The sequence below is a fragment of the Rhodococcus sp. NPDC057014 genome (assembly GCF_042673295.1).
Classification (GTDB): Bacteria; Actinomycetota; Actinomycetes; order Mycobacteriales; family Mycobacteriaceae; genus Rhodococcus_F.
In genome coordinates this window covers 111729-137237 of sequence record NZ_JBHUSF010000001.1, presented here as the reverse complement: position 1 = coordinate 137237, position 25509 = coordinate 111729, and the positions used below count along the sequence as shown (strand labels likewise).

Below are 25509 nucleotides of genomic sequence, written 5' to 3'. Positions count from 1 at the left end.
GCTCTTGTGAACGCCGGGCAGCTCGCCGGCGTGCGCCATCTCACGGACGCAGATTCGGCACAGGCCGAACTTGCGGAACACCGAGTGCGGACGGCCGCAGCGCTGGCAGCGGGTGTAGGCGCGCACCGCGAACTTGGGCTTCTTGTTGGCCTTGTTGACCAATGCCTTCTTAGCCATTAGCTCAGTTCTCCTTGAACGGGAAGCCGAGGTGCTTCAGCAGGGCACGGCCTTCTTCGTTGTTGGTCGCGGTGGTCACCACGGTGATGTCCATGCCGCGCGGGCGGTCGATCTTGTCCACGTCGATCTCGTGGAACATCGACTGCTCGTTCAGGCCGAACGTGTAGTTGCCGTTGCCGTCGAACTGGTTGCCCGACAGGCCGCGGAAGTCCCTGATGCGGGGAAGCGCGACGGACACGAGACGGTCCAGGAACTCCCACATGCGGTCGCCACGCAGCGTGACGCGGGCGCCGATCGGCATTCCCTCGCGGAGCTTGAACTGCGCGATGGACTTGCGGGCCTTGCGGATCTCGGGCTTCTGACCGGTGATCAGAGCGAGGTCGTTGACGGCACCGTTGATCAGCTTGGCGTCGCGCGCGGCGTCACCGACACCCATGTTGACGACGACCTTGACGACGCCGGGGATCTGCATCACGTTGGCGTAGTCGAACTCGGTGTTCAGCGCAGCCTTGATCTCCTCGCGGTAGCGAGTCTTCAGGCGCGGCTGGATCTTGTTCTCAGTGGAGGTCATGTCAGATGTCCTTCCCGTTCTTCCGGGAAATCCGAACGCGCTTGCCGGACTCTTCGTCGGTCCGGTAGCCCACGCGAGTGGGGTTGCCGTCCGAGTCGACGACCGCGACGTTGGAAACGTGGATCGGGGCTTCCTGCGTGACGATGCCGCCGGAGGAAGCTCCGCGCTCGTTCGCGGAAACCGCGGTGTGCTTCTTGATGCGGTTCACGCCTTCGACGAGGACCTTGTTGGTCGCGGGGTAGGCCTGGATGACCTTGCCCTTCGCGCCCTTGTCCTTGCCGGCGATGACCAGCACGGTGTCACCCTTGTGCACCTTCATCACAGCACCTCCGGGGCGAGCGAGACGATCTTCATGAACTTCTTCTCACGCAGCTCACGGCCGACGGGGCCGAAGATGCGGGTGCCACGGGGATCGTTGTCCGGCTTGATGAGGACGGCGGCGTTCTCGTCGAACTTGATGTACGACCCGTCCGGACGGCGACGTTCCTTGGTGGTGCGGACGATGACGGCCTTGACGACCTCGCCCTTCTTGATGTTTCCACCCGGGATGGCGTCCTTGACGGTGGCGACGATGATGTCACCGATCCCGGCGTAGCGGCGAGACGAACCACCGAGAACGCGGATGCAGAGAATCTCCTTGGCACCCGTGTTGTCGGCGACGCGCAGCCGCGACTCCTGCTGAATCACTTACTTCTCCTTGACCTGGACTGTTGCACGGCAGATTTCCGACCCGACGTGCGCGGTCTGCACCCGTGCCCTGCGAGAGGGGCCGCCCGGGTGGGCGGCACAACGGTGGGGTTGCCGTGCGTCTGCCGCAAGGCAACCCCACCATCGTACTGGATGCATTATTCGGTTTCTTACTTGGCCTTCTCGAGGACCTCGACGAGACGCCAGTGCTTGGTCGCGGACAGCGGACGGGTCTCCATCAGCTGCACGCGGTCACCGATGCCTGCGACGCCGTTCTCGTCGTGCGCCTTCACCTTGCTGGTGCGCCGGATGATCTTGCCGTAGAGCGGGTGCTTGACCCGGTCCTCGAGCTCGACCACGATCGTCTTCTCCATCTTGTCGGAGACGACGTATCCGGTGCGGACCTTGCGGCTGCCGCGCTCTTCAGTGCTCACTGCTTTTTCCTCACTCATGCCGCGTCACCTGCGTCCGGACCGACGGCCAGCCCGAGCTCACGCTCACGCAGAACGGTGTAGATACGCGCGATCTCGTGACGGACGGTACGAAGTCGACGGTTGTTGTCCATCTGACCCGTGGCCATCTGGAAACGAAGGTTGAACAGCTCTTCCTTCGACTCACGAAGCCGGGTGACCAGCTCTTCTTCGGTGAGCTCGCGGAGCTCTGCGGCTGGGGTTCCAGTAGCCATCAGAACTGCTCCTCCCTTGTCACGATCCGGCACTTGCACGGGAGCTTGTGCATCGCGCGACGCAGGGCCTCACGAGCGATCTCCTCATTGGGGTAGCTCATTTCGAACATCACGCGACCGGGCTTGACGTTCGCGATCCACCACTCGGGCGAACCCTTACCGGAACCCATGCGGGTTTCGGCCGGCTTCTTGGTGAGGGGGCGATCCGGGAAGATGTTGATCCAGATCTTGCCGCCACGCTTGATGTGCCGGGTCATGGCGATACGAGCGGACTCGATCTGCCGGTTGGTGATGTAGGCGGGCTCGAGAGCCTGGATGCCGTAGTCACCGAAGGTCACCTGGGTTCCACCCTTGGCGGCACCCGAACGGCTCGGATGGTGCTGCTTGCGGTGCTTGACCCGCCGTGGGATCAACATGCGTCAGCCCTCCTTCTGTTCAGTCGTAGCGGGTGCATCGGCGGTGGCGGTCGCTGCGCGGCCGGCCTCGGTGCTGGTCGCGGTGGTGCCGGTGGCGCCGGAGCGACGGGGACGGCTCGGACGCTCACGCCGCGGGCGGTCGCCTGCGGGAGCAGCCACGTTGGCGGCGAGCTCACGCTTGCCACCGACGATGTCGCCCTTGTAGATCCAGACCTTCACGCCGATGCGGCCGAAGGTGGTCTTGGCCTCGTAGAGGCCGTAGTCGATGTCCGCGCGAAGCGTGTGCAGCGGCACGCGGCCTTCGCGGTAGAACTCCGACCGGGACATCTCGGCACCGCCGAGACGACCGGAGCACTGAACGCGGATTCCCTTGACGTTGGGCTGACGCATGGCCGACTGGATGGCCTTGCGCATCGCGCGACGGAAGGCGACACGGTTCGAGAGCTGCTCGGCCACACCCTGTGCGACGAGCTGAGCCTCGGCCTCGGCGTTCTTGACCTCGAGGATGTTCAGCTGGACCTGCTTGCCGGTCAGCTTCTCGAGCTCGGAACGGATGCGATCGGCTTCGGCGCCGCGGCGGCCGATGACGATGCCCGGGCGGGCGGTGTGGATGTCGACACGAACACGGTCACGCGTGCGCTCGATCTCGACCTTCGCGATGCCTGCGCGCTCCATGCCGGTGGCGAGGAGCTTACGGATCGCGACGTCTTCCTTGACGTACTCCGCGTACTGCTTGTCTGCGTACCAGCGAGACTTCCAGTCGGTGGTGATGCCGAGGCGGAAGCCGTGCGGGTTGATTTTCTGGCCCACTACTGAGCACTTCCCTTCCGGCGATTACGGGTCGATGTTCCGGTCTTCGGCAGGCTCTCCACGATCACGGTGATGTGACTGGTGCGCTTGCGGATACGGAACGCACGTCCCTGTGCACGCGGCTGGAACCGCTTGAGGGTCGCGCCCTCGTCCACGAACGCCGTGGCGACGACAAGCGTGCTCGGGTCGAGGTCGAGGTTGTTCTCGGCGTTGGCCGCTGCGGAGGCGATCACCTTGGCGACCGGCTCGCTCGCTGCCTGCGGCGCGAACTTCAGGATGTTCAGGGCGTCTTCAACCGAACGCCCGCGGACCAGGTCCACAACGCGACGCGCCTTCATCGGCGTGACGCGCACGTGGCGCGCTACTGCCTTGGCGGTCGGGTTGGCGGTTTCGGTGTTGCTCATCGCCTCTTCGCCTTCCGATCATCCTTGATGTGACCCTTGAACGTGCGGGTCGGTGCAAACTCTCCGAGCTTGTGTCCGACCATCGAGTCGGAAACGAACACGGGGACGTGCTTGCGGCCGTCGTGAACCGCAAACGTGTGGCCGATGAAGTCCGGAATGATCGTGGAACGACGGGACCAGGTCTTGATGACCTGCTTGGTTCCCTTTTCGTTCTGCACGTCCACCTTCGCGAGGAGGTGGTCATCGACGAACGGGCCCTTCTTGAGGCTGCGTGGCATCCTTCACTCCCTCCTAGCGCTTGTTCTTGCCGGTACGGCGACGACGGACAATGAGCTTGTCGCTCGCCTTGTTCTTGCGGGTGCGGCCCTCGGGCTTGCCCCACGGGCTGACCGGGTGGCGACCACCGGAGGTCTTACCCTCACCACCACCGTGCGGGTGGTCGACCGGGTTCATCACGACACCACGGACGGTCGGGCGCTTGCCCTTCCAGCGCATGCGGCCGGCCTTGCCCCAGTTGATGTTCGACTGTTCGGCGTTGCCGACCTCACCGATCGAGGCGCGGCAGCGAACGTCGACGCGACGGATTTCGCCGGACGGCATACGCAGCGTGGCGTAGGTGCCTTCCTTACCGAGCAGCTGGATGCTGGATCCGGCCGAGCGGGCCATCTTGGCGCCGCCACCCGGGCGGAGTTCCACCGCGTGGATGGTGGTACCCGTCGGGATGTTGCGCAGGGGCAGGTTGTTGCCGGGCTTGATGTCGGCGCCTGCACCGGACTCGACCGGTGCACCCTGAAACAGGCCCTTGGGGGCGATGATGTAGCGCTTCTCGCCGTCCGCGTAGTGCAGCAGGGCGATACGCGCGGTGCGGTTGGGGTCGTACTCGATGTGAGCGACCTTGGCCGGCACGCCGTCCTTGTCGTTGCGACGGAAATCGATCAGCCGGTAGGCGCGCTTGTGTCCGCCACCCTTGTGCCGGGTGGTGATACGACCGTGTGCGTTACGTCCACCGCGTCCGTGGAGCGGGCGAACCAGCGACTTCTCGGGGGTCGACCGAGTGATCTCGGCGAAGTCCGAGACGCTCGAGCCACGACGGCCCGGGGTAGTCGGCTTGTACTTACGGATTGCCATGAGTCTTCTCGTCCTCTATGTCTCGTCAAGTCCCGGCGCTTACGCGACCGGTCCTCCGAAGATCTCGATGGGCTTGCTGTCGGCCGAGAGGGTCACGAGCGCGCGCTTGGTGTCCTTGCGCTTGCCGTAACCGAACCGGGTCCGCTTGCGCTTGCCCTGACGGTTGGCGGTGTTGACGCTGGTCACGGTGACGCCGAAGATCTTCTCGACGGCAATCTTGATCTGCGTCTTGTTCGAGTCCGGGTGCACCAGGAAGGTGTAGGTGCCTTCCTCGATCAGTCCGTAGGACTTCTCGGAGATGACCGGGGCGAGCAGGATGTCGCGGGGATCGGCGATGGTGCTCACTTGCCCTCCTCCTTGTTCTCTTCCTGGGCGGTCTCGGCGGGCCCGTGGATGAACGCGTTGAGCGCCTCGACGCTGAACACGACGTCATCGCTGTTGAGCACGTCGTAGGTGTTGAGCTGGTCGGGTGCGATGGGGTGCACGCCGTCCAGGTTCTGCACGCTCTTCCAGGCCGCGATGTCCGCGCGTCCGACGACGAGCAGGACCTTCTTGCGATCCGAGATCTCGCCGAGGAAGGTGCGGGCGGACTTCGTGGACGGAGTCTGACCGGCGACCAGTTCGGTGATCACGTGGATGCGCTCGTTGCGGGCCCGGTCGGAGAGGGCACCGCGCAGAGCGGCGGCCTTCATCTTCTTGGGGGTCCGCTGGCTGTAGTCGCGCGGCTGCGGGCCGTGGACGGTGCCACCGCCGGCGAACTGCGGCGCACGGGTCGAGCCCTGACGAGCGCGGCCGGTGCCCTTCTGGCGGTACGGCTTCTTGCCACCGCCGCGAACCTCGCCGCGGGTCTTGGTGGCGTGGGTGCCCTGACGTGCAGCGGCGAGCTGCGCGACGACAACCTGGTGGAGAAGCGCGATGTTGGCAGGCGCGTCGAAGATCTCCGCGGGGAGCTCGACGGTGCCGTTGGTCTTGCCGCCGGCGACCTTGACGTCCAGCGTCAGCTTGGTCGTCGATGTCTCGGTGCTGGTCATGCTCGTGCACCACCCTTCACTGCACTCTTGACGATCACGAGGCCACCCTTGCGGCCGGGGATCGCACCCTTGATCAGCAGCAGGCCGTTCTCGGCGTCCACCTTGTGAACGGAGAGGTTCTGCGTCGTGATGCGGTCGCTACCCATGCGGCCGGACATGCGCATGCCCTTGAACACGCGGCCCGGGGTGGCGCAACCACCGATGGAACCGGGGCGACGGTGAACGGCCTGCGCACCGTGCGATGCACCCTGGCCGGCGAAGCCGTGGCGCTTCATGGTTCCGGCGAAGCCCTTACCCTTGCTGGTTCCGGTGACGTCGACGTAGGCGCCGTCCTCGAAGACCTCGGCGGTAAGTTCCTGGCCGACCTCGTACTCCGAGGTGTCGGCAACGCGGAGCTCCACAACGTGGCGGCGCGGGGTGACGCCGGCCTTGGCGAACTGGCCGGAAGTCGGCTTGTTCACCTTGCGCGGGTCGATGGCGCCGAACGCGAGCTGCACGGCGCTGTAGCCGTCACGCTCTTCGGTACGAATCTGGGTCACGACGTTCGGTCCGGCCTTCACGACGGTGACCGGAACGACCCGGTTGTTCTCGTCGAAGACCTGGGTCATGCCGAGCTTGGTGCCCAGGATTCCCTTGATCTTGGTATCAGTCATTGTTTTTGTCTCCGCCGCGCTCACTGAATGTTGACGTCGACGCTGGCCGGAAGGTCGATGCGCATGAGCGCGTCAACCGTCTTGGGCGTCGGGTCGAGGATGTCGATAAGCCGCTTGTGAGTACGCATCTCGAAGTGCTCGCGCGAGTCCTTGTACTTGTGCGGCGAGCGGATGACGCAGTACACGTTCTTTTCGGTCGGCAACGGCACGGGTCCAACGACGCGGGCCCCGGTACGGGTCACCGTCTCGACGATCTTGCGCGCTGACGCGTCGATCGCCTCATGGTCGTAGGCCTTGAGCCTGATGCGGATCTTCTGTCCCGCCACGCTTAGTGTCCTTTTCTTGCCGCGTTTCGTAGTCCCACCCGAGTCGGGCCGAACTACCTCGTCTGCACAGTCCCTTACCTGGGCCGCAACTGTCCGAACGCTAGGCGACCGGGACACACCCGATCCGCTGCCGCTGTTCATCTGTCATGGTTCTCCGGTACACGCGGTCGGGCGTGTCGCCCTCCCACTCATTCTCCGACCCGCAACTTTTCAGCTCTTCGGGCCGGGAACGCGTACCGGATGCACTCGATGCGAGTGCCAGTAGGTACTGCTTCCGTCTTGCATGTGGCCGCGAGCAGGTCATTCGATCTACACCGCGACGTTTCACCCCACCTGTTTCGGGCCGCAAACGATCGCGTCCCAGACAAGGCAACCCGACCAGTATGCCGTACCGGGCAGGAGAGATCAAACCGGACTCGATCACACTCGACGGTCCAGAACTTACTTTCAAGTAATATCGGGGTATGACTCCCTCGAGCCCCACCTACGCCGCATGGCAGAAGCTCCCCGACAACGCGCTCGGACACGCGTTGTTCTCCGTCGGCATGTGCGTCCGCGTCCCCTACTTCGGCTCGGTGCTCCCCCGCGTCGTCGAGATGCGGCCGGGCCGCTGCGAGGTACGGGCGCCGAAGTGGTGGGGCGTCCGCAACCATCTGGGCACGTTCCATGCGATCGCCGCATGCAACCTCGCCGAGGCCGCCATGGGCATGCTGTCCGAGGCGACCGTGCCGTCGACCCACCGGTGGATCCCGAAGTCGATGACCGTCGACTACCTCTCCAAGGCGAACGGGCCGCTGCGCGCCGTCGCGGAATTGACGGAACTGCCGGACTTCGGCGCGATGACCGCGGGCACGGACGTGGTCGTGCCCGTGCGCATCTTCGACCGCCATGGGGCCGAGGTCGTCCACGCCGACATCACGACGTGGGTCACGCCGCGGTAGAGCACGAAAGGCGCATGTCGAAGCTCACATTCGGTCCGGCGGCCGTGGCGGCGACCCGAATTGCCGTGTGGCACTTCCTCGAAGCCGGAACATCGCGGCGCAGCAGGAGCTTCCGGCCGGACGGGATCGGTTGCACCGTGGTCACCGGGGTCGAAGTGGTACAGACGTCCGGCATTTATCGCGGACGTGTCTCGACCCGTTACACACGATTTCCGTCCGTGTTCCGCGGGCCGGGAGGTCTTCGCGGGTCTGCTTTGGTCGCCCTCTTCGCGTGACATACTCGGGGACATGCCAGCACCTGACACCGCCGTTCTTGTCGAGGGAATCGAGAAATCCTTCGGTGACGTAGCAGCGTTGCGGGGTGTCAGCTTCGAGGTGCCCCGCGGCACGGTCCTGGGCATCCTCGGCCCCAACGGCGCAGGGAAGACCACCACCGTCAACGTGCTGTCGACCCTGCTGCGCCCCGATGCGGGCCGCGCGTTCGTCGCCGGACACGACGTGGTCGAGGAGGCTGCCGACGTCCGTCGCAGCATCATGATGACGGGTCAGTACGCCGCACTGGACGAGTCGCTGACCGGGCGCGAGAATCTCGTGCTGTTCGGCCGGCTGATGGGCCTGCCCAAGGCGGCCGCGAAATCGCGCGCGCAGGATCTGCTGACGCAGTTCGATCTGCTCGACGCGGGTGACCGGAAGGTGTCCGGGTATTCCGGCGGTATGCGCCGGCGCGTCGACATCGCCTGCGGCCTCGTGATCCGTCCCGAGGTCGTGTTCCTCGACGAGCCGACCACCGGCCTCGACCCCCGCAGCCGCCAGGGCGTGTGGTCGCTCGTGTCCGCGCTCAAGGAGCAGGGCATCACGATCCTGCTGACGACGCAGTACCTCGAGGAGGCCGACCTCCTCAGCGACAACATCGTCGTGATCGACAAGGGCACCGTGATCGCCGAGGGTACGGCGGACGAATTGAAGGCCCGGACCGGCGGAAGCTACTGCGAGGTGGTTCCGGTCAGCCTCGACGACCTGCCGCGTGTCCGTGAGATCCTCACGAACCTGTGCCCGCCCGGCAGGGTCATCGAGGAAGGCACCGACCGGTTGTCGATTCCCGCCGAACACGGCGCCCAGACCCTCGCCGAGGTGCTGCGCCGACTCGACCTCGCCGGCGTCACCCTCGCCGACATCGCCCTGCGGCGCCCGTCCCTCGACGACGTGTTCCTCTCACTCACCGGCCACGTCCGCGTCGACGAGAGCCTGCCGTCGTGACGGCGCCCGCCCAGCTCGGGTTCGAGAGCACCCTCGGCAGCAGGCACCGGCGGCCGCATCCTTCGAGCGTCCAGCAGTGGATTGCGTTGTCCGCACGTAACCTGCACACGATGTGGGTCTTCGGACAGTTCTTCATCGCGGTGCTGGCGCCGTTGATCTTCACCATCGGCTTCTACCTTCCGCTACGCCTGGTCATGAAGTTCCAGGGCATCGACTACGCACAATTCGTCATGCCGATCATCGTCCTGCAGGCCATGGCGTTCACCGCGATCTCGGCAGCGCACCGCGCGGCCACCGAGGCGTCGAACGGCATGAATTCCCGGTTCCAGACGATGCCGGTCAAGGCGGCGGTCCCGCTGACGGCGCGCATGACCGCGTGCCTCGTGCACTCGACGATCTCACTCGTCGCCGCGATCGGTTACGGATACGCGATCGGCTTCCGGTTCTCCGGCGGACTGGGGATGACAGCGGCGTTCTGCGGGCTGGCGATGCTGATCGGGTTCACACTCACGACGGGCGCCGATGCCCTCGGCACCCTCACCCGCAGTCCCGAGGTCACCAGTCAGGCGCTGACGCTCCCCCAGCTCATCCTCGGCATGTTCTCCTCCGGTTTCGTTCCGGTGACACAGTTCCCCGAGTGGGCACAGGGCTTCGTGCGCAATCAGCCCATCTCGCAGTTCTCCTCGTCCATGCGTGCAATGACGGACGGCACGATCACGTTCCACCAGCTGACACCCACTCTGTTGTGGTGCGGCGGGCTGGCGCTGGTCTTCATTCCGTTGTCGATCTGGTCGAATGTGAGGCGCGGATGACCACCGAGTACCGATCCGACACACCGGCGACGGTGACGTTTCCCGAGGTGATCGAACCCCACCCGGAGAACTCACTCACCGCACTGTTCTCGCACAGCCTGCTGCAGACCAAGCGCCTTCTGCTTCGCTGGGCCCGGGACCCGTACACGATGCTGCAGGCGATCGTGTACCCGGCGTTGATGCTGCTGATGTTCTGGGCGGTGCTCGGGATTTCGATCACCAAGGCCACCGGCGTGAACAGTGTCTTCGGGACCGTTCCGATGATCACGCTGGTCGGCGCGATGTTCGGTTCCATCGCCGGCGGTCTGTCGTTGAAGAAGGAGTGGGCGGACGGGCTCCTGAGCCGTTTCTGGGTGCTGCCCGTGCACCGCGCATCGGGACTGCTCAGCCGTCTCATGGCCGAATCCGTGCGGATCGTGCTCACCACCGTGCTGATCATCGCGGTCGGTTTCGCCATCGGATTCCGTTTCAACCAGGGCATTCTCGCCGGGATCGCACTGATGCTGCTGCCGCTGCTGTTCGGGGTGAGTTTCGCGACGATGGTGACGGCCCTCGCGGTCAACGCGGCGAAGGCGCCGCTCGTCGAACTCCTGTCGCTGCTCTGCACTCTGTTGCTGTTCTTCAACTCCGGATTCGTGCCCACCGGCGCCTACCCCACGTGGCTTCAGCCGTTCGTGGAGAACCAGCCGATGTCCTGCGCGATCGACGCGATGAAGGGACTGTCGATGGGCGGTCCCGTCGCGGAACCTCTGCTGAAGACGATCGCGTGGTCGCTCGCTGGGCTGCTGATCTTCACCTACCCCGCGGTGCGGGGCTACCGCCGCGCGGCGGGCACCCCGGCGTAGCACCGCGCCTAACGCGGGGTGTGCCCCGTCAGCGGGGGTTCGACGACCAGCGGATCGTCCGCGGCAGGTGGTCCGTAGACGCCGCCGTTCCTGGTCGCGTTCTCCTGCCCGAGGTCGTCGGGGCGGGGGACGTTCACGGCTCCCCGCTGCTCGAGGTACTGCTGCGACCGGCAGGTCCAGTCCAGGGCGGGCGTGCTCGGTTCCGCATCGGTCACCAGACGGCGTGGGGCGTCGTACACGCACATCGGCCCCTGCGTTCCGACGAGGAGCAGGTCGGCGAGGCCGCCCTTCTCGATCGACGCGATCTTCGGTAGTGCGCCGGGCATGATGGTCAGGCCGTATTCCAGGGAGGGGGTCCGGTCGCCGACGATCTCGGTGGGGAGAACCAGATTCGCCATCAGGGCGCCCAGGGAGTCGCGGTTGCCCGACAGCAGTGCGTCCAGGCTCGCCATCGTCTGCGGCGAGCGTCCGAGCAGGTCGACGAGCGCAGCGTCGTGGGCCCGCAACTGTTCGAGCACGCTGCGGGCGGTGTTCGCCGATTCGGGGAGGGCCGCGGTGAGGCCGTCCACCGTGTCCAGAAGTGGTAAGCCCTTGTTCACGATGGTCGACAGTGCATCGGTGCGGGTTTCGAGGGTCCGCGCGATCTCGGCGGAACCGTCGAGCATGTTCTGCAGGTCGGGTCCGGTGCCTCCGAAGGCGGTGCCGAACGTGTCCGCGAGCGAGGACAGGGCGGTGACGTCCATCGAGTTCACGAGGTCCGTCGTCTGGACGAGCGTCGCGTCGAGCGATCGCGGAATCCCCTCCTGCGGGACGTCGATGAGGTCCCCGTCCGCGAGGTACGGCGGATCCCCACTGTCGGGCATGATGTCGAGCGCCTGGATACCGATCGCGTTCTCGGTGGTGACCTTCGCGGTCGACCCGGCGGGCACCTGAGTGCCGGGGTGCAGTTCGATGCCGAGGACGATGCCCGTCCCCTCCCCGTTCACGTCGACGGAGCTGATCTTTCCCACTCCGACTCCGCGGTAGTTGACGGAGGCACCCTGGGCGAGACCGGCGGGGTGGTCGAGGCGGGCGGTCAGGTGAATGGGGTCTCCGAACGTGTCCGGGCCGGTGACGTACCGCAGCCCGAACAGGATCGCGGCGACCGAGATGACGAGGAACAGCACCAGCTGCGCCACGACGTGGCGTGTCATCATCGGACACCTCCGCCGAGTACCTCGGGCAACGTGCGGGCTGCGGGCACCTCGAGCGGGGCCGAGCCGGTGAGCAGTTTCGCGATGACGGCGGTGACGTCGAACGTTCCGTCGAATGTCGTGTAGTCACCGGGTGTGGCCGCGGCGAATCCGCCGAGGAACGTCGCCACCGAGTTCAGGGTGGGGGCGAGTTCCGACTCGAAGCCGTCGAGGGCGGCGAGCACGGTCCCGGCGTCGCTGATCTCGGTCGACAGTGCGGATCCGGCACTGCCGAGGACGCGTTGCGCCTCACGGCTGAGCCGGGACGCCTCCCCCATCAGCGCCGTGATCCGATCTCGTTGCGACACCAGCAGATCCACGATCGGCGCCAGATCGGTCATCGCGCGGTCGAGGACCGGTTGGCCCGCGGCGAGTTCCGCAGCGAACGCGTTGGACGCCACCATCGCCCGGTCGAGTTCGTCCCGGTGGTCGTCGACGACGCCCAGTGTGTCGTTCAGCATGTCCACCAGTTCCCGGATCTTGTCGGAGCGTCCGGTGAAGGCGACGGTCAATTCGTTCATGATGGCGTGTATTTGATCGATGCCGCTGCCGTTGAGCACCGTGGCCAGCGCAGCCAGTCCGCTCTCGATGTCGGGGCCGCGCGACGTCTGCGACAGCGGGAGCACGTCGCCCTCGCTCATCGGTCCGCCCGCCGCGTCGGCGACGTCGAGTCGGATGAAGGGATTGCCGAGGGCCGTGGGCAATTCGATGCGTGCCGTCGCGTCCCGCGGAATCGGGACGTCGTCGCGGATCCGCATCTCGACCTCTGCGGTGAAATCCCGGGTCGACACGTCCGAGACGCGGCCCACGACCTCCTGTCCCACTCGGACCTCGGCGCCGGGCACGACGCGATCGACGCCGTCGAACTGCGCGGTGATCTCGTAGGACGGACCGTCCGGCGATCGGCCGACCGACAGTTCCTGCAGGCTCAGCGAACAACCCGCGGCCGGCAGTGTCACGCCGACGATCAGCGCCGCCGTCAGGGACGTCGTTCTCGTGCGGATCGTCATCGTCCTCCGACCATGAGTTCGCGCAGCCCGAACGGGTCGGACATGCTCGGCGGAAACTGGATCGGGTTGGTGATTCCCGCTCCCCGGCAGAGGATCGGATCCACCACCGCGCAGAGCGGGGACGTCGGCTCGGCCTGCGCCAGGTTGGTGGAGATGTTCAACCGGATGCGGGCACGCTGGTCCGGAGTCACCGCGCGCTGGATGTTGTCGATCAGCAACGGCACCAGGTCCATGATCTCGGCGAGGTCGGTGTCGTGCCTCCGCAGCACCTCGCTCACCCCCGCCAGATCGTCGACGCCGGCGGCGATGTCGCCGCCCCGGGCGGACACGAGGTGGTCGATCTGATTCAGCAAGGCGGACAGCTGGTTCACCGTGTCGCCGATCGCGAAGTGCTGCCCGGCGAATTCGTCTCCGATGGCGGTGAGCGAACCGGCGAGGGAGTCGACCTGCGCCTGCCGCGCCGAGATCGCGTCGACGAGTATCTCGAGGTTGTCGACGAGCGCTCCGACATCCGCGCTGTTGCCTGCGATCACCGAACTCGCCTGCGACAGTGTGCGGATGGCGTCGTTCATCGCGGGACCGAGCCCGTCCGTGGACGCCGCGGCTGCCGAGATCGCGGCGCCGGCGTCGCCGCCGTCGGGGCCGAGGGTCTCGACCACGGTGTCGACGCTGTCCATCAGCTGGTCCCAGGTGATGGGCGAGTGACTGCGTTCGGGGGGAATGGTCTGTCCGCTCTCCAGCACCGGACCACCGGTGTACGCGGGACCGAGTTCGACGAAACGCTCCCCGATCGCGGAAGACACCAGCACGTACGCATTCGCGTCGGCGGGCACCACGACGTCGGACGCGATCGACATCGTGACCGTCACCGCCCCGCCCCGCGGTTCCACGGACTCGACGATGCCGACGGGCACGCCGAGCACGGTGACTTCGGTGCCGGGGAATACGCCGTTGACATAGGCGAATTCGGAATGAACCACGGTGGAGGACGTGCGGAAGATCAGCAACCACCCGGAAACGACGATCGCCACCACGAGGGCGAGCACGCCGCCGATCCCGGCAATCCGGCGTGCGGTGCCCGCGTTCACGAGCACCCCGTGATCAGTCCGACGACGCAGAGCAGGTTGTCGGCGATCACGGCCGACGGCGCCGACACGTCGGCCCAGTCACCGTTTCCGGTGGCGTTGACGAGCGCCCTCGCTGCCGGCGCACCCGTGGTGAGCAGTGCGTCGAGGTTGGCGAGGTTCGCGTCGAGTCGTTCCGTCACCTGCCGCGCGTTCGCGAGCAGTGCGTCGAGTTCGGCGGTGTTCTCCCCCAGGAACTGGGACGCCTGCGCGATCAGGGCCTGCAGATCGTCGACCATCCGGCGGATCGCCTCGCGACGGGTGGCGAGCGTGTTCATCACGACGTCGGCGTTGCCGAGCAGGGTGGTCAGCTGATGCTGCTGACCGACCAGCACGTCGGTGAGGGTTCGCGAGCTGTCGAGCAGTTGCGTGACCTGATCCGCGTTCTTCGCCAGGATCGCGGACGCCGCACTCACCCCCGACAGCGCCTCCCTGTTGAGTGTCGCGTCCTGCGGCACCGTGTCCGTCACCACGGTGAGCATCTTCTGCAGTCCGCCGAGGTCGAGGTCGTCCGCCGTCTCGATCGCGGACGACCCGATGTCGTCGAGCGAGTACGGAACGCTGGTGCGGCTCAGGGGAATCGTCCCGTCGTCGCCCAGGTCGCCGGGCCCCGACGGTGACACGTCCAGGTACCGCTTGCCGAGGATGGTCGACAGCTTGACGCCCGCGGACGTCGTCGACCCGAGGTGACGCGCGCCGTCGAGCCGGAAGCGCACCACCACGTGATCGCCCGCCAGGTCCACCGCGGTCACCCGGCCGGCGGGCACCCCGGCCACGTACACGTAGTCGGAATCGGTCAGGCCCGCGGCGTTCGCGAGTTCCGCAGTGTAGCCGTCGGTTCGCACACTGAAGCTCACCCGCGGGATCACGAGAACCAGGGCCAGAGCCAGCGTCGCGGCGAGGATTCCCACGATTCCGACGATCAGCGGGTTGACCGGCCGCACCCGCTGGTTTCCGGCCAGCGAGTCCCAGACGTCGCGCACCGTGTCGGTGACACTCATTGGCAGTACCTCGAATGCAGGTCGGGACCCAGGGCGCCTTCGCGACCGTCGACGTTGACGATGAAGGTGCACAGGTAGATGTTGAGCCACGAGCCGTAGGAGCCCGAGCGGTCGACGGAGGAGAAGAATTGCGGCATGGCCACCATCAGGTGATCGAATTCCGGGTGGGCACCGACCATCGCCCCGGTCAGCGATTCGAGTCGGTTCACCGTGCGTCCGAGTTCCGGGACCCGCCCGTCCACGATCTGCAGCGCCGATCGGCTCACCGCCGCACTCTGGTCGAGGGTGTCCATGAGAACCTCGTTGTTCTCGGCGAGCATTCCGGTGAACTGGGTGAGACTGTCGACGAGGTGGGACAGTTCCGGACCGCGGGACGCCGCGGTTCCCACCACCACCTCGAGGTTCGCGATGAGATCACCGATCAGCTGATCGTGGTTCGCGAGGTTGCCGGTGACGTCCGCGACCCTGCGCAGCAGCGTTTCCATGCTCGTCTTCCGTCCGTCGAACACGGCGACGACCTCGGTGGCGAGTTCGTTGACCTGCTTCGGGTCGATCGCGTCGAACAGCGGCTTGAATCCGTTGAAGAGACTGGTGAGATCGAGTGCGGGCGACGTCCGGTCGAGCGGAATCGTGTCGCCCTCCGCGAGAGTGCCCTCGTCGTCCGACGAACCGGCCGCGAGATCGAGATACCGGATCCCGAGCAGGTCGCCGTATCGGATCGCGACGGTCGTGTCGGCGGGCAGAGCCTGATCGCGCTCCACCTCGAAATTCACCAGGGCGGTGGCGCTTCCGGCGTCGCCGTCGACGATGTCGACCGAAGCCACCCGTCCCACCCGCACACCGGCGATGGTGACGTCACTGCCGGGAGTCACCCCCTGGGCGTCGGTGAACAACGCCTTGTACGCGACGGTCGGTCCCTCCACCGGCACCCGCAGTGTGTTCACCACGAGGACCGCGGAGAGAACCCCGAACACGGCGAAGACCGCCAGTTTGATTGCCGAGTTCCGGACGCTCATCCCCCGCCACCGCCCCCGCAGTTCGGTCCGTTCAGGCCGGGGTACCGCGGGCAGTCGGACGAGGTGTAGGGCCGCGGGTTGGACAGGTCGGCGGCGACCCGCACCCCGAACTTGCCGGTGGAGAAGACGGCGGCGCCGGCGTCACCGAACGGGCCCGCCTCGTCCAGGGTCGCCCGCAGCAGGTCGGACTTTCCGGCCAAGGTGCCCAGGGTCGGTGAGACGTTCAGTGCCACCGCGATCATGTCGTCCGCGTTCTGTTCCAGGACGTCGCCGGAATTCCTCGTCACGACGAGCGACGCGGCGAGGAAACCGGTGAAGCTGTCGGTGTTCTCGACGAGAGTGTTCGACAGCGACACCGCCGCGTCCATGGTCGCGAGGACGTCGGGCGCGGCCGTCGCCAGCTGTTCGCTGATCCGTGCGATCTGCGGCGCGCGCTCCGCGACGGAGTCGACGAGAGGCGCGGTCGACTGCGCCACCGTGTGGAGGCTGTCGATGGTGTGCCCCAATTGTTCGCCGCGCCCACGCAACGCGTCGGCGAGGGCGCTGAGCGCGGCCTGCATCTGCTCGGGCTTCACCCTGGACACCAGGTCGTAGACCTTCGAGTACAGGTCGTACATCTGGACGGTCTCGGCCGACGTGTCGGGTTGCAGCCGGGCACCGGCCTCGAGCCTCGCACCGCCGGTTCCCGCGGTGGACACCAGCTCGACGTTCTGGTCGCCGAACAACGTGCGGGGCACCACCCGCACCTGGACGGACGCTGGGATGTGCTGCATCTGTTCGGGGCGGAGGCTGATGTGCATGCTCGTCTCGTCCTGTCCGGGGTCGACGCTCGACACGGTGCCGACGGTTGCGCCCTTGTAGGACACCGTCGTGTGTGCCTTCACCGCTCCGGCGTCCGACGGAAGCGTCGCCGTCACCACGGGGTCGGTGACGATCGCCCCGGTGCCGAAACCGACCAGCAGCGCCGATCCGACGGCCAGAATCGCCACCCCGATCACCCCCCGCACCGCGAGGGCGCCGTTGCCCGGACCTCCCGGGCGGCCGCGCATCACGGCAACCCCAGGGCGGGGGCGGACGGGACGAGGCCCCACAGGGTGAGGGTCAGCAGCAGGTCGACGATGCCGATGGCGAGGATGCTGGTGCGCAGCGCGCGCCCGGCCGCCCGGCCGACGCCCTCGGGCCCGCCGTACGCGTGGTACCCGTACGAGCAGTGCACGAGCGCGATGATCGTCGCGAACACGATCGCCTTCACGAACGAGTACACGACGTCGGTGGGGGTGAGCATGAGATGGAAGTAGTAGTCGTAGGTTCCGGCCGACTGCCCGCTGAACGTGACGATCACCAGTCGCGAAGCCAGGTAGGACGACAGCAGCCCCACGACATACAGCGGCACCACGCAGATCAGGCACGACACCAGCCTGGTGCTCGCGAGGAACGGCAGCGACGGGATCGCCATCGCGTCCAGTGCGCTGATCTCCTCCGAGATGCGCATGGCGCCGAGCTGTGCCGTGAATCCCGTGCCGACCTTCGCGGCGAGCGCGATGCTGGCGATCACGGGCGCGAGTTCGCGGGTGTTGAGGATCGCGGACAAGAGCCCGGACAGCGAACCCATGCCCAGCAGGTCCAGTCCGCGCAACCCCTCGATGCCCACCTGCGTCGCCGCGACCGCGGACATCGCGAAGACGACTCCGATCGCTCCGCCGCCGGCGAGCAGGGTCGCGCCGCCGAAACTGATGTCGCCGATCTGCCGCATGATGTGCCGCCAGTACTTCACGACCGCGAGGGGGACGCCGGCGGTCACGCTGCCGTAGAACGTGAATTCCCGGCCGAGGCCCGTCATCAGGCCCAGGGGCTGTCGCGCCCGTGCCCGCACCCAGTGCGCGGCGGGCCATCGGGTGCTCACGACCATCAGTAACCACCTACGGGGACGACGAGAACGGAATAGAGCTGACTGAGCACGGTGTTGACGATGAACACGAGGATGAAGGCCAGCACCACGGCCTCGTTGACGGCGTCGGCGACACCGCTGGGTCCGCCTTTGGCGTGCAGCCCTTTGAAGCTGGCGACGAGCGCCGACGTCACCGCGAACGCCATCGACTTGACGAGGGCGACCACGAAATCCGACAGCCGCGTGTACTGCGACAGTGCCGCGAGAAAGCTTCCCGCCGAACTGTTCTGGACGACCACCTGGAAGAGGAAGCACGCCGACACGCCGACGGCGGTGACCATGGCGCAGAGTGCGACGCCGACGAGCACCGCGGCGAGCACTCGCGGAACCACGAGTCGCTCGATCACATCGAGTCCGAGGACTTCCATGGCCTCGACCTCTTCGCGGATCGTGCGCGAGCCGAGGTCCGCGCAGATCGCGGACCCGCCGACCCCGGCCAGCATCAGCGCACAGACCAGCGCGGACGCCTGCCCGACGATCACGAACCCGACGACGGCCCCCGTGTACCCCTCGGCGCCGAGCTGACCGGCGAGGCTGCCGATCGTGACGGCGATGAGGACTCCGATGGGGATCATCAGCAGCAGGGCGGGCGCCGACGTGACCGACGCGATCCGCCAGGCCTGGTCCAGCAGTTCCCGCCAGGCGAGCTTGCGCCGCACCAGGACTCGTACGGCGGCCACCGTGGTCGCGATGGAGAACCCGATGAGCGCTCCGACTTCGTTGGCGAAATGACTGACGGGCCCCTTGGCGGGTGGCAGCTGGAATGTCACGCGGTCCTCCCCCGGCGCCGGTCACCCACGATCGGCGACCGGCGTCGAGCAGTATGGGAATCGGGGTCAGACGACCGCGACGTCGTTCGCGCCGTGGGCTTTTCGAAGCTCACCCTTGACGACCTTCCCGCTGGCGTTCCGCGGGAGGGCGTCGACCACGACGACGTCTTTCGGATGCTTGTACCGGGCCAGCTTGTCTTCGAGCCACGCGGCGAGTTCGTCGACCGTCAGATCGTCTCCGTCGTCGTCGAGCGCCACGATCGCGACGGGCACCTCGGTCCACTTGGGGTGGGGCCTGCCGACCACGGCGGCCTCCCGGATCCTCGGATGCCCGAACAGGACGTTCTCCACCTCGGCGCAATAGATGTTCTCGCCGCCGGAGATGATCATGTCCTTCTTGCGATCAACCACGTAGACGAAGCCTTCCTCGTCCTGCCGCACCAGGTCGCCCGAGTGGAACCATCCGCCGGCGAATGCGTCCGCCGTCGCGGCCGGGTTCTGCCAATAACCCTGCATCATGGTCGGGCCGCGGTACACGATCTCGCCGACGGTGCCGGGGGCGACGTCGTTCATCTCGTCGTCGACGATCCGCGTCTGGATGGTCGGGACCGGCTTGCCCACCGAGCCCAGCTTGCGGATCGCGTCGTCGCCGTCGAGCACGCACGTGATCGGGGACATCTCGGTCTGCCCGAACACCGCCACGACGAGAGCCTTCGGGAACGTCTCCGCCATGGCGCGCAGCACGGTGTCCGATGCGGGTGCGGCGCCCCAGCTGATGACGCGGAGGGCGAGGTCGCGGCCCGCGGCGGTGGGATCGGCGCAGACTGCCTGCCACTGCACCGGAACGAGGAACACCGTGGTGATGCGCTCGCGCTCCCACACGTCGAGCATCTCGGTGGGGTCGAACGCCTTGAGGGGGTGGATCACGGTGGTGGCGCCGAGCATCAGCATCGGGGCCACCGAACCGAGGGCGGCGACGTGGAACACCGGGGACGCGAGGAACCCGACGTCGTCGCCCCTGTCGTAGCGCATCGCCCGGATGCAGGTGATGGACTGCCCGACCATGTTCGAGTGCGACAGCACCGCCCCCTTGGGCGTTCCGGTGGTGCCGGAGGTGTAGAGGATGAGCGACGGCGTGTCCTCCGGCAGGTCGACGGGGGTGAAGGCCGGACCGTCTTCCGCGACGAGGTCCTCGTAACCGAGAGCGTCGCCCTCGGTGTCCGCGCCCATGACGATCGCCAGGCCGAGATCGGGAACATCCTGCCGCACAGCGGAAACGAGGGGTGCCAGCGCGGGCTCGGTGAAGACGGCTCGTGCGCCCGAGTCCCGGGCGATGAAGGCGACCTCGGGCGGGGTGAGCCGGAAGTTGACCGGGACCGCAATCGCACCCAGCGCATTGATCGCGAGTACCGCCTCGAAGAACTCGGTGCGGTTGAGCGTGAGCAGCAGGACGCGGTCGCCGAAGTTCACCCCGCGCCGGGAGAGGGCCCCCGCGAGGGCCTGCGAGCGCTCGTGCAGTTCGCGCCACGACGTGCTCTGCCCGAGATGGCGGAATGCGGGGTGGTCGGGCTTCGCCTGGGCATGGGTGGCAACCCAGTTGTTCCAGTGGTTGCGGCGGGATTGCAGTGGCTGCGTGAGCGGCTCGCTACGTGATGACATGTGGTGGTGGTCCCTTCGCTGTACTCGAGTTCGCCCCTCGGGCCCCACACGGAGGCTGTGACGAGTATTACAGATGTCGACGTTGATCGGAACAGTCTTGTTAACGGCAATTCGCATCAGCTGCCGAAGTTCGGAGCACGTTTCGTGAGCATCGCCGTGACCCCCTCGGCGAAGTCCGGCGACTGGAGCAATTCGGTCTGGCCGGCCTTCTCGCGGACCAGCGCCGGATCCAGTTCCGTCAGCGTCGTCGCCGTGAGGGCCTGCTTGGTCAGCGCGACGGCCCGCCTCGGACCACGCGCCAGCCTCGCCGCGACTGCGTCGACGTGGGCCGCGAGGTCGTCGGCCGCGAGCACACCGGCGATCAGGCCCTCGTCCGCCGCCCGGTCGGCGGGCAGCCGTTCGCCGAGCAGCGCCATCCGGGTGGCCCTGGCCCTGCCGATCGAGGCGGCGATCAACGCGCTGGATCCGCCGTCGGGCATGAGCCCGACGTTGACGAATGCGAGGAGCAGGTACGCGTCCTCGGCGGCGTACGTCAGGTCCGCCGCCAGGGCGATGGACGCCCCGATCCCGACAGCCGCGCCGCCCACCTGGGCGATCACCGGGATCGGGAGGTCGACGATCGCGCGGATCACGCGATTGGCGGAATCCATCACCACCTCCGGCGACGCCGCCCGGCCGCCCGCGGTGGCCGCCGCCGCGAGATCCGCGCCGGTGCAGAATGCCGCGCCCGCACCCGAGAGGACGACGACGCGGACGGCAGGATCCGCCGCCGCGCCTTCGAGCACGTCGCCGAGTGCGGTCATGTGAGCCAGATCGAGCGCATTCATCCGGCCGGGCCGATCGATCGTGATCCGGAGGATCCCGCCGTCCACGACCACCCGGAGACCGTCGGCTGCGACGGCGGGAACGGTCGACAGTTGCCGTGGTGCACTCATGACGCCAGCTACCTCCGAGAGAATCGGCCTGCGCGGCCGGAGTAGGGCGGGGCACCGCTAGAGGCCACCACCACACGCGAATTGCTGTTAACTTATTAGTGCCGTTCGGTGCGTGTCAATACCTCTCGGAACACATTTCGCACTGTCTTGCTGGCCATTCATCGAGACGCCGGGCGAACACTCGGATTCGCGCCGACCATCCAGGGCTCGGCAGTGAGGGAGTCTCGGTTAAGATGACCGGCAGAGGAACCGGCAGACAACTGCCCACTACTGGAGGTGACCGTGGCCCGGACCAGCACGGCGGCCGGTGCCGCCACCGACCGGCCGATCCGCCGCCGCCCCAAGAATCGCAAGGCCCAGATCGCGAACGTCGCAGCCGAAGCCTTCAGCGAGCGCGGCTACCACGCCGTCGGTGTCGACGAGATCGCCGCCACCATCGGCATTTCCGGGCCCGCCCTGTACCGGCACTATCCCAACAAATACGCCCTGTTCGTCCACGCGGCGACGACGACGGCCGACGCGCTCCAGGCGACCGCGGACGGCGCACTCGACGGCGTCGACGGACTCGAACCCGGCGACCGACTCGAACACCTGATCTCCGCGCTCGTCGCGAACAGCATCGAGAACCGTAAGGTCGCCGGACTCTACCGCTGGGAGGGCCGGTATCTCGAGGCCGAGGACCGCAAGCGGATTCGTGCCATCTTCGTCCACGTCACGCAGTGTGTGGCCGCGCCGCTGCGCGAGATTCGCCCCGAACTGACCGCCGTCGACGCGACGACGCTGGGAGCGTCGACGCTGAGTGTGATGGGCAGCATCAGCGCACACCGGACCACCCTCGCCACCCGCAGACTCGACACGCTCCTGAAGTCGGCGTGCAGGTCGATCCTGAACGCGACACTTCCGCCCGCCGTCCCGAACGCGGGCAGGGGCGCCCCCGCCGGCGCGGTGCGGGGACTCGCCGTGACGTCCAAGCGTGAATTGCTGATCAACGAGGCCGTCAAGATCTTCGACCGGCACGGCTACCACGACTCGAGCATCGAGGAGATCGGCGCCGCCGCGGGCATCAACGCGTCGAGCGTCTACCGCCACTTCCCCAGCAAGGCAGACCTTCTGGCGGCGGTGTTCTACCGCGCGTCCGACCGGCTGGCCGTGGCCACGTCGGCGGCGCTGTCCACGGCCGCCGACCCCGAGGACGCCCTCCGCAAGCTCGCCGAGTCGTACCTGGAACTGTCGTTCGGGAACCCGGAAGTGCTGTCGGTCTACTTCGCGGAGATCGGGAACCTCCCGAAGAACGAACGGACCAACCTCCGGAACGTGCAGCGCCTCCACGTCGAGGAATGGGTCCATCTGGTGACCGCCGTGCGGTCCGAACTCTCGGCGCCCGAGGCACGGTTCCTGGTACACGCGGCGCTCGGACTGGTTCTCGACATCGGCCGACTGGTCCACTTCGACACCCGCGAGGAGTCCCGTGCCCGACTCCACACCCTGATGACGGCCGTGCTGCTGGGTCACTAGCCCATGCCCCTGGGCGAATCGCCCAGGGGCACAGTTCTCATGCGGCCCGCCGGCGGGCTCCTCGTTGCTTGTCGTTGTCCGCACCGAGGTCGCGGGGGCGGTAGCCCACCGGGTATCCGGGGTAGGTCCGGTTGCGCGGATCGCGTGCGGCCTTCGATTCGCGGCGCGGTGGCAGGAGGCGCACGAACCGTGCCCGGATCTGCAGCACACGTCGGGACGCGCGCTGCAACCAGTGCGGGGCTGCGGGAAATCCGAACGCCGCCAGCATCATCGGGTCGAGGAGTGCGTAGACCCCCTGCGCGACGAGTGGCCGGAGCGCCGCCGGAAACCAGGAGCAGAACAGCGTCAGCGTGTAGGTGCCGACCCGATGGTTGTCGTCGGTGTACCGGAAGTGTGTCCGCTCGTACTCGGCCTTGAACCGGTAGAAGTCCTCGAAGGTCTCGGGGATGTTCCTGATCCCCATGCGAACCCCCACCTGACGGTAGAAGTGGAAGCACGCAAGACGCTCGTTCGGGGTGAGCCGCCGCCACCCGAACCGGTCGATCCAGTCGATCGGTTCGTAGATGAACGTGGTCAGTACGTACAGCATGTCGTCGTTGTCGATGTCGTACTTGCCGTGCATGCGGTTCACGACGCGCAGTGATTCGATGCCGCGTTCGGAGTCGTAGCCGTGTTCGACGAGTTCGGCCATCAGCAACGCGGTGTCGTCGTATCGCTTCTGCGGCCGCTTCTCGAATTCGCCGGTGCGCTGCAGCAGTTCCGAAATCGTGGGGACGCAATACGTTCGGAACAGCGCGAATTCGAGGGACCGCTGGTAGTCCCACGGAAATTCGTAGCCGGCCGTGATGCGGTGGATCTCCTCGTGGTCCCGGACCGGGTCGAGTTCCTCGATCCGGCGCTGCCAGCCGTGCCTGCCCCGTGGAACCCCGCCCGGCGTGGTCTTCCTCAGCATGTGAATACCCTCCCGCGATCAGCGTCCGTGTCGGTTCTTCAACATCCAGGCGGAAATCTTCATGTCCCGCGACTTGCGCTGCATGGTCAGCAGATTGAGCGGCGCCGCGAACTTCTGCCGGGCGATGGACTTGACCCGGCTGAATTCCCGCAGCCCGTCCGCCCCGTGAATGCGGCCGAAGCCCGAGTCTCCGACACCGCCGAACGGCAACGCCGCGACACCGGCGAATCCGAGCACCGAGCCGATCGTCACGACGCCGGCCCTGAGCTTCCCGGCAGCCTGCATCGCCTTGGTCGCATCCTTGGTGAAGATGGACGCGCCGAGGCCGAACGTGGTGCCGTTGGCCAACGCGACCGCCTCGTCGAGGCTCGCGACCTTGTTGACGACCATCGTGGGGCCGAACGTCTCCTCGCGGATCGCGGTGCTGTCCTCGGGAACGCCGGTCAGCACGATGGGCCCGACGTACCCGTCCGCGATGGAGTCGAGTCCGCCGACCACCGCGGATCCACCCTTGTCGAGTGCGTCCCGGACGTGGCTGCGAACCACGTCGGACTGGCCGGTCATCGTCATGGGGCCGTACGCCGCGTCCCGCGGTCCCGGGCGCAGGACCTTCGATTTCTCGGCGACCAGCCGGACGAACTCGTCGTAGACGGCGTCGACGACGTAGATGCGCTCGACGCCCGCGCACGTCTGTCCGGCGTTGCCCATCGCCCCGAACACGGCGAACCCGGCCGCCTCGTCCAGGTTCGCGTCGGCGTCGACGAGCATGGCGTCCTTGCCTCCCGCCTCGACGACCAGGGGCGTGAGCGTTTCGGCGCAGGCGGCCATGACCCGCTTGCCGGTGGCGGCGGACCCGGTAAAGGCGATCTTATCGACGCCGGCAGAGACGAGGGCGGAACCCGTCGACCCGTCGCCGGTGACCACCTGCAGGACAGGCTGATTGGGGATGAGTGCCTTCCACTTGTCGGCGAGCCACACCGCGACACCGGGGGTCAGCTCACTGGGTTTGAAGACGACGGTGTTGCCCGCTGCCAGCGCGTAGGAGATGGAGCCCATCGGCGTGTAGACGGGGTAGTTCCACGGCCCGATCACACCGACCACACCCATCGGCTCGTACCCGACGCTGCTGGCCTGGTTCGCACTGACCAGGCCGGAGGGCACCTTGCGCCGCTTCAGGACCTTGCCCGCGTTCTTCGCCGCCCAGTCGAGATGCTCGATGGCGAGCATCACCTCGAGGAGCGCGTCGTCGTGGGGCTTGCCGGTCTCGGCGGCGACGAGGGCGGCGAGTTGCTCGCCGTCCCGTGCCATCGACTTCTTCCAGTCCAGGAGCCATTGTTTGCGGCCGTCGAAGCCGAGGGCGGTCCACCACTGCGCGGCCGACCGGGCCGCGTCGACGGCGGCGCGCACCTCCCGCTCCCCCTCGATCGGGTACTCGGCCAGGACGGTGCCGTCGCGCGGGTCCAGGGACGCGAACGTCTTCGGCGCCGACTCCGCCGGCCCCGTCGGAGCCGTGGGCTGAGCGCCTGCCGTCGTCTCGGTCGTCTCCGCCTGCTGTGGCATGGTCGATATCCTCCCTCGAGATCACATCAAATATATGTGATGTG

At 67.0% G+C, this 25509-nt stretch carries 32 protein-coding genes; 5 read left to right on the top strand and 27 right to left on the bottom strand.

The genetic code is table 11. The features are described 5' to 3' along the window. The 15 genes from ACFTZB_RS00505 to rpsJ form a co-directional block, all read right to left on the bottom strand. Window positions 1-177, bottom strand: a 177-nt coding sequence (locus tag ACFTZB_RS00505; protein ID WP_378429593.1) for a type Z 30S ribosomal protein S14, incomplete at its 3' end; no start/stop codon positions are given. A 4-nt stretch (window positions 178-181) separates the two neighbouring features. Beyond that, on the bottom strand, window positions 182-748 hold the full coding sequence (gene rplE, locus ACFTZB_RS00500; protein ID WP_005239642.1) for a 50S ribosomal protein L5: 567 nt from the start codon (window positions 746-748) through the stop codon (window positions 182-184). 1 nt (window position 749) lies between these two features. Continuing rightward, complete coding sequence (gene rplX / locus ACFTZB_RS00495; RefSeq protein ID WP_005239640.1) at window positions 750-1067, bottom strand: 50S ribosomal protein L24; 318 nt, start codon at window positions 1065-1067, stop codon at window positions 750-752. Continuing rightward, window positions 1067-1435 carry a 50S ribosomal protein L14 gene (rplN, locus tag ACFTZB_RS00490; protein ID WP_005239639.1) on the bottom strand — a complete coding sequence of 123 codons (369 nt, stop codon included), beginning with the start codon at window positions 1433-1435 and terminating at the stop codon, window positions 1067-1069. Before rplN ends, rplX begins: the two co-directional genes overlap by 1 nt. Before the next feature lie 170 nt (window positions 1436-1605). Further along, a complete protein-coding gene (gene rpsQ / locus ACFTZB_RS00485) occupies window positions 1606-1887 on the bottom strand; it encodes a 30S ribosomal protein S17 (protein ID WP_005239638.1) in 282 nt (93 codons plus the stop codon). Then, window positions 1884-2120, bottom strand: a complete 237-nt coding sequence (gene rpmC, locus ACFTZB_RS00480) for a 50S ribosomal protein L29 (protein WP_005239637.1) — start codon at window positions 2118-2120, stop codon at window positions 1884-1886. The genes rpsQ and rpmC overlap by 4 nt, the downstream gene beginning before the upstream one ends. After that, window positions 2120-2536 (bottom strand): 50S ribosomal protein L16, encoded by a 417-nt coding sequence (rplP, locus tag ACFTZB_RS00475; protein ID WP_005239636.1) that lies wholly within the window; start codon window positions 2534-2536, stop codon window positions 2120-2122. The genes rpmC and rplP overlap by 1 nt, the downstream gene beginning before the upstream one ends. Before the next feature lie 3 nt (window positions 2537-2539). Then, complete coding sequence (gene rpsC / locus ACFTZB_RS00470) at window positions 2540-3346, bottom strand: 30S ribosomal protein S3 (RefSeq protein WP_005239635.1); 807 nt, start codon at window positions 3344-3346, stop codon at window positions 2540-2542. Beyond that, entirely contained in the window at window positions 3346-3750 is a 405-nt protein-coding gene (gene rplV / locus ACFTZB_RS00465; RefSeq protein ID WP_005239634.1) for a 50S ribosomal protein L22, read from the bottom strand. Before rplV ends, rpsC begins: the two co-directional genes overlap by 1 nt. After that, entirely contained in the window at window positions 3747-4028 is a 282-nt protein-coding gene (gene rpsS, locus ACFTZB_RS00460; RefSeq protein ID WP_003940820.1) for a 30S ribosomal protein S19, read from the bottom strand. Before rpsS ends, rplV begins: the two co-directional genes overlap by 4 nt. Window positions 4029-4041: 13 nt before the next feature. Continuing rightward, window positions 4042-4878, bottom strand: a complete 837-nt coding sequence (rplB, locus tag ACFTZB_RS00455; RefSeq protein ID WP_015889918.1) for a 50S ribosomal protein L2 — start codon at window positions 4876-4878, stop codon at window positions 4042-4044. 39 nt (window positions 4879-4917) lie between these two features. Next, on the bottom strand, window positions 4918-5223 hold the full coding sequence (gene rplW / locus ACFTZB_RS00450; RefSeq protein WP_005239632.1) for a 50S ribosomal protein L23: 306 nt from the start codon (window positions 5221-5223) through the stop codon (window positions 4918-4920). Further along, window positions 5220-5909, bottom strand: coding sequence for a 50S ribosomal protein L4 (rplD, locus tag ACFTZB_RS00445; RefSeq protein WP_378429590.1), 690 nt, complete (start codon window positions 5907-5909; stop codon window positions 5220-5222). The genes rplW and rplD overlap by 4 nt, the downstream gene beginning before the upstream one ends. Next, on the bottom strand, window positions 5906-6562 hold the full coding sequence (gene rplC / locus ACFTZB_RS00440; RefSeq protein ID WP_009479366.1) for a 50S ribosomal protein L3: 657 nt from the start codon (window positions 6560-6562) through the stop codon (window positions 5906-5908). The genes rplD and rplC overlap by 4 nt, the downstream gene beginning before the upstream one ends. Window positions 6563-6582: 20 nt before the next feature. Further along, a complete protein-coding gene (rpsJ, locus tag ACFTZB_RS00435; RefSeq protein WP_003938093.1) occupies window positions 6583-6888 on the bottom strand; it encodes a 30S ribosomal protein S10 in 306 nt (101 codons plus the stop codon). Between the two features lie 464 nt (window positions 6889-7352). Here rpsJ and ACFTZB_RS00430 point away from each other — a divergent pair, with 464 nt between their 5' ends. The 4 genes from ACFTZB_RS00430 (at window position 7353) to ACFTZB_RS00415 (ending at window position 10743) form a co-directional block, all read left to right on the top strand. Beyond that, window positions 7353-7829 (top strand): hotdog fold domain-containing protein, encoded by a 477-nt coding sequence (locus ACFTZB_RS00430; protein WP_378429589.1) that lies wholly within the window; start codon window positions 7353-7355, stop codon window positions 7827-7829. A 288-nt stretch (window positions 7830-8117) separates the two neighbouring features. Beyond that, a complete protein-coding gene (locus ACFTZB_RS00425; protein ID WP_378429588.1) occupies window positions 8118-9086 on the top strand; it encodes an ATP-binding cassette domain-containing protein in 969 nt (322 codons plus the stop codon). Further along, a complete protein-coding gene (locus ACFTZB_RS00420; RefSeq protein WP_276135825.1) occupies window positions 9083-9898 on the top strand; it encodes an ABC transporter permease in 816 nt (271 codons plus the stop codon). The genes ACFTZB_RS00425 and ACFTZB_RS00420 overlap by 4 nt, the downstream gene beginning before the upstream one ends. Further along, window positions 9895-10743, top strand: coding sequence for an ABC transporter permease (locus ACFTZB_RS00415; protein WP_378429587.1), 849 nt, complete (start codon window positions 9895-9897; stop codon window positions 10741-10743). The genes ACFTZB_RS00420 and ACFTZB_RS00415 overlap by 4 nt, the downstream gene beginning before the upstream one ends. 8 nt (window positions 10744-10751) lie before the next feature. Here ACFTZB_RS00415 and ACFTZB_RS00410 read toward each other — a convergent pair whose 3' ends face one another. From ACFTZB_RS00410 to ACFTZB_RS00365, 10 genes are all read right to left on the bottom strand, one after another. After that, on the bottom strand, window positions 10752-11936 hold the full coding sequence (locus ACFTZB_RS00410; RefSeq protein WP_378429586.1) for an MlaD family protein: 1185 nt from the start codon (window positions 11934-11936) through the stop codon (window positions 10752-10754). Then, the gene (locus ACFTZB_RS00405) at window positions 11936-12985 is read right to left on the bottom strand and encodes an MCE family protein (protein ID WP_378429585.1); all 1050 of its coding nucleotides are present in this window, start codon (window positions 12983-12985) and stop codon (window positions 11936-11938) included. The genes ACFTZB_RS00410 and ACFTZB_RS00405 overlap by 1 nt, the downstream gene beginning before the upstream one ends. Further along, window positions 12982-14073, bottom strand: coding sequence for an MCE family protein (locus ACFTZB_RS00400; RefSeq protein ID WP_378429584.1), 1092 nt, complete (start codon window positions 14071-14073; stop codon window positions 12982-12984). Before ACFTZB_RS00400 ends, ACFTZB_RS00405 begins: the two co-directional genes overlap by 4 nt. Further along, window positions 14070-15110 (bottom strand): MCE family protein, encoded by a 1041-nt coding sequence (locus ACFTZB_RS00395; protein WP_378429583.1) that lies wholly within the window; start codon window positions 15108-15110, stop codon window positions 14070-14072. The genes ACFTZB_RS00400 and ACFTZB_RS00395 overlap by 4 nt, the downstream gene beginning before the upstream one ends. Further along, window positions 15107-16126, bottom strand: coding sequence for an MCE family protein (locus tag ACFTZB_RS00390; RefSeq protein ID WP_378429582.1), 1020 nt, complete (start codon window positions 16124-16126; stop codon window positions 15107-15109). The genes ACFTZB_RS00395 and ACFTZB_RS00390 overlap by 4 nt, the downstream gene beginning before the upstream one ends. Further along, window positions 16123-17175 carry an MlaD family protein gene (locus ACFTZB_RS00385; RefSeq protein WP_378429581.1) on the bottom strand — a complete coding sequence of 351 codons (1053 nt, stop codon included), beginning with the start codon at window positions 17173-17175 and terminating at the stop codon, window positions 16123-16125. Before ACFTZB_RS00385 ends, ACFTZB_RS00390 begins: the two co-directional genes overlap by 4 nt. Then, window positions 17175-18035: an ABC transporter permease gene (locus ACFTZB_RS00380; RefSeq protein WP_378429580.1), complete on the bottom strand. Its 861-nt coding sequence runs from the start codon at window positions 18033-18035 to the stop codon at window positions 17175-17177. The genes ACFTZB_RS00385 and ACFTZB_RS00380 overlap by 1 nt, the downstream gene beginning before the upstream one ends. Next, window positions 18035-18844 carry an ABC transporter permease gene (locus ACFTZB_RS00375; RefSeq protein WP_072945674.1) on the bottom strand — a complete coding sequence of 270 codons (810 nt, stop codon included), beginning with the start codon at window positions 18842-18844 and terminating at the stop codon, window positions 18035-18037. Before ACFTZB_RS00375 ends, ACFTZB_RS00380 begins: the two co-directional genes overlap by 1 nt. A gap of 66 nt (window positions 18845-18910) precedes the next feature. Beyond that, window positions 18911-20503, bottom strand: a complete 1593-nt coding sequence (gene fadD5 / locus ACFTZB_RS00370) for a fatty-acid--CoA ligase FadD5 (RefSeq protein WP_378429579.1) — start codon at window positions 20501-20503, stop codon at window positions 18911-18913. A gap of 116 nt (window positions 20504-20619) precedes the next feature. Then, window positions 20620-21438, bottom strand: a complete 819-nt coding sequence (locus ACFTZB_RS00365) for an enoyl-CoA hydratase (RefSeq protein WP_378429578.1) — start codon at window positions 21436-21438, stop codon at window positions 20620-20622. Window positions 21439-21714: 276 nt separating this feature from the next. Between ACFTZB_RS00365 and ACFTZB_RS00360 the strand changes: the two genes are divergently transcribed. Next, the gene (locus tag ACFTZB_RS00360) at window positions 21715-22953 is read left to right on the top strand and encodes a TetR/AcrR family transcriptional regulator (protein WP_378429577.1); all 1239 of its coding nucleotides are present in this window, start codon (window positions 21715-21717) and stop codon (window positions 22951-22953) included. Between the two features lie 37 nt (window positions 22954-22990). Here the strand turns inward: ACFTZB_RS00360 and ACFTZB_RS00355 are convergent, their stop codons facing one another. Then, window positions 22991-23905: an oxygenase MpaB family protein gene (locus ACFTZB_RS00355; RefSeq protein ID WP_378429576.1), complete on the bottom strand. Its 915-nt coding sequence runs from the start codon at window positions 23903-23905 to the stop codon at window positions 22991-22993. An 18-nt stretch (window positions 23906-23923) separates the two neighbouring features. Beyond that, window positions 23924-25465, bottom strand: coding sequence for an aldehyde dehydrogenase family protein (locus ACFTZB_RS00350; RefSeq protein WP_378429575.1), 1542 nt, complete (start codon window positions 25463-25465; stop codon window positions 23924-23926). Between the last annotated feature and the right edge of the window lie 44 nt (window positions 25466-25509).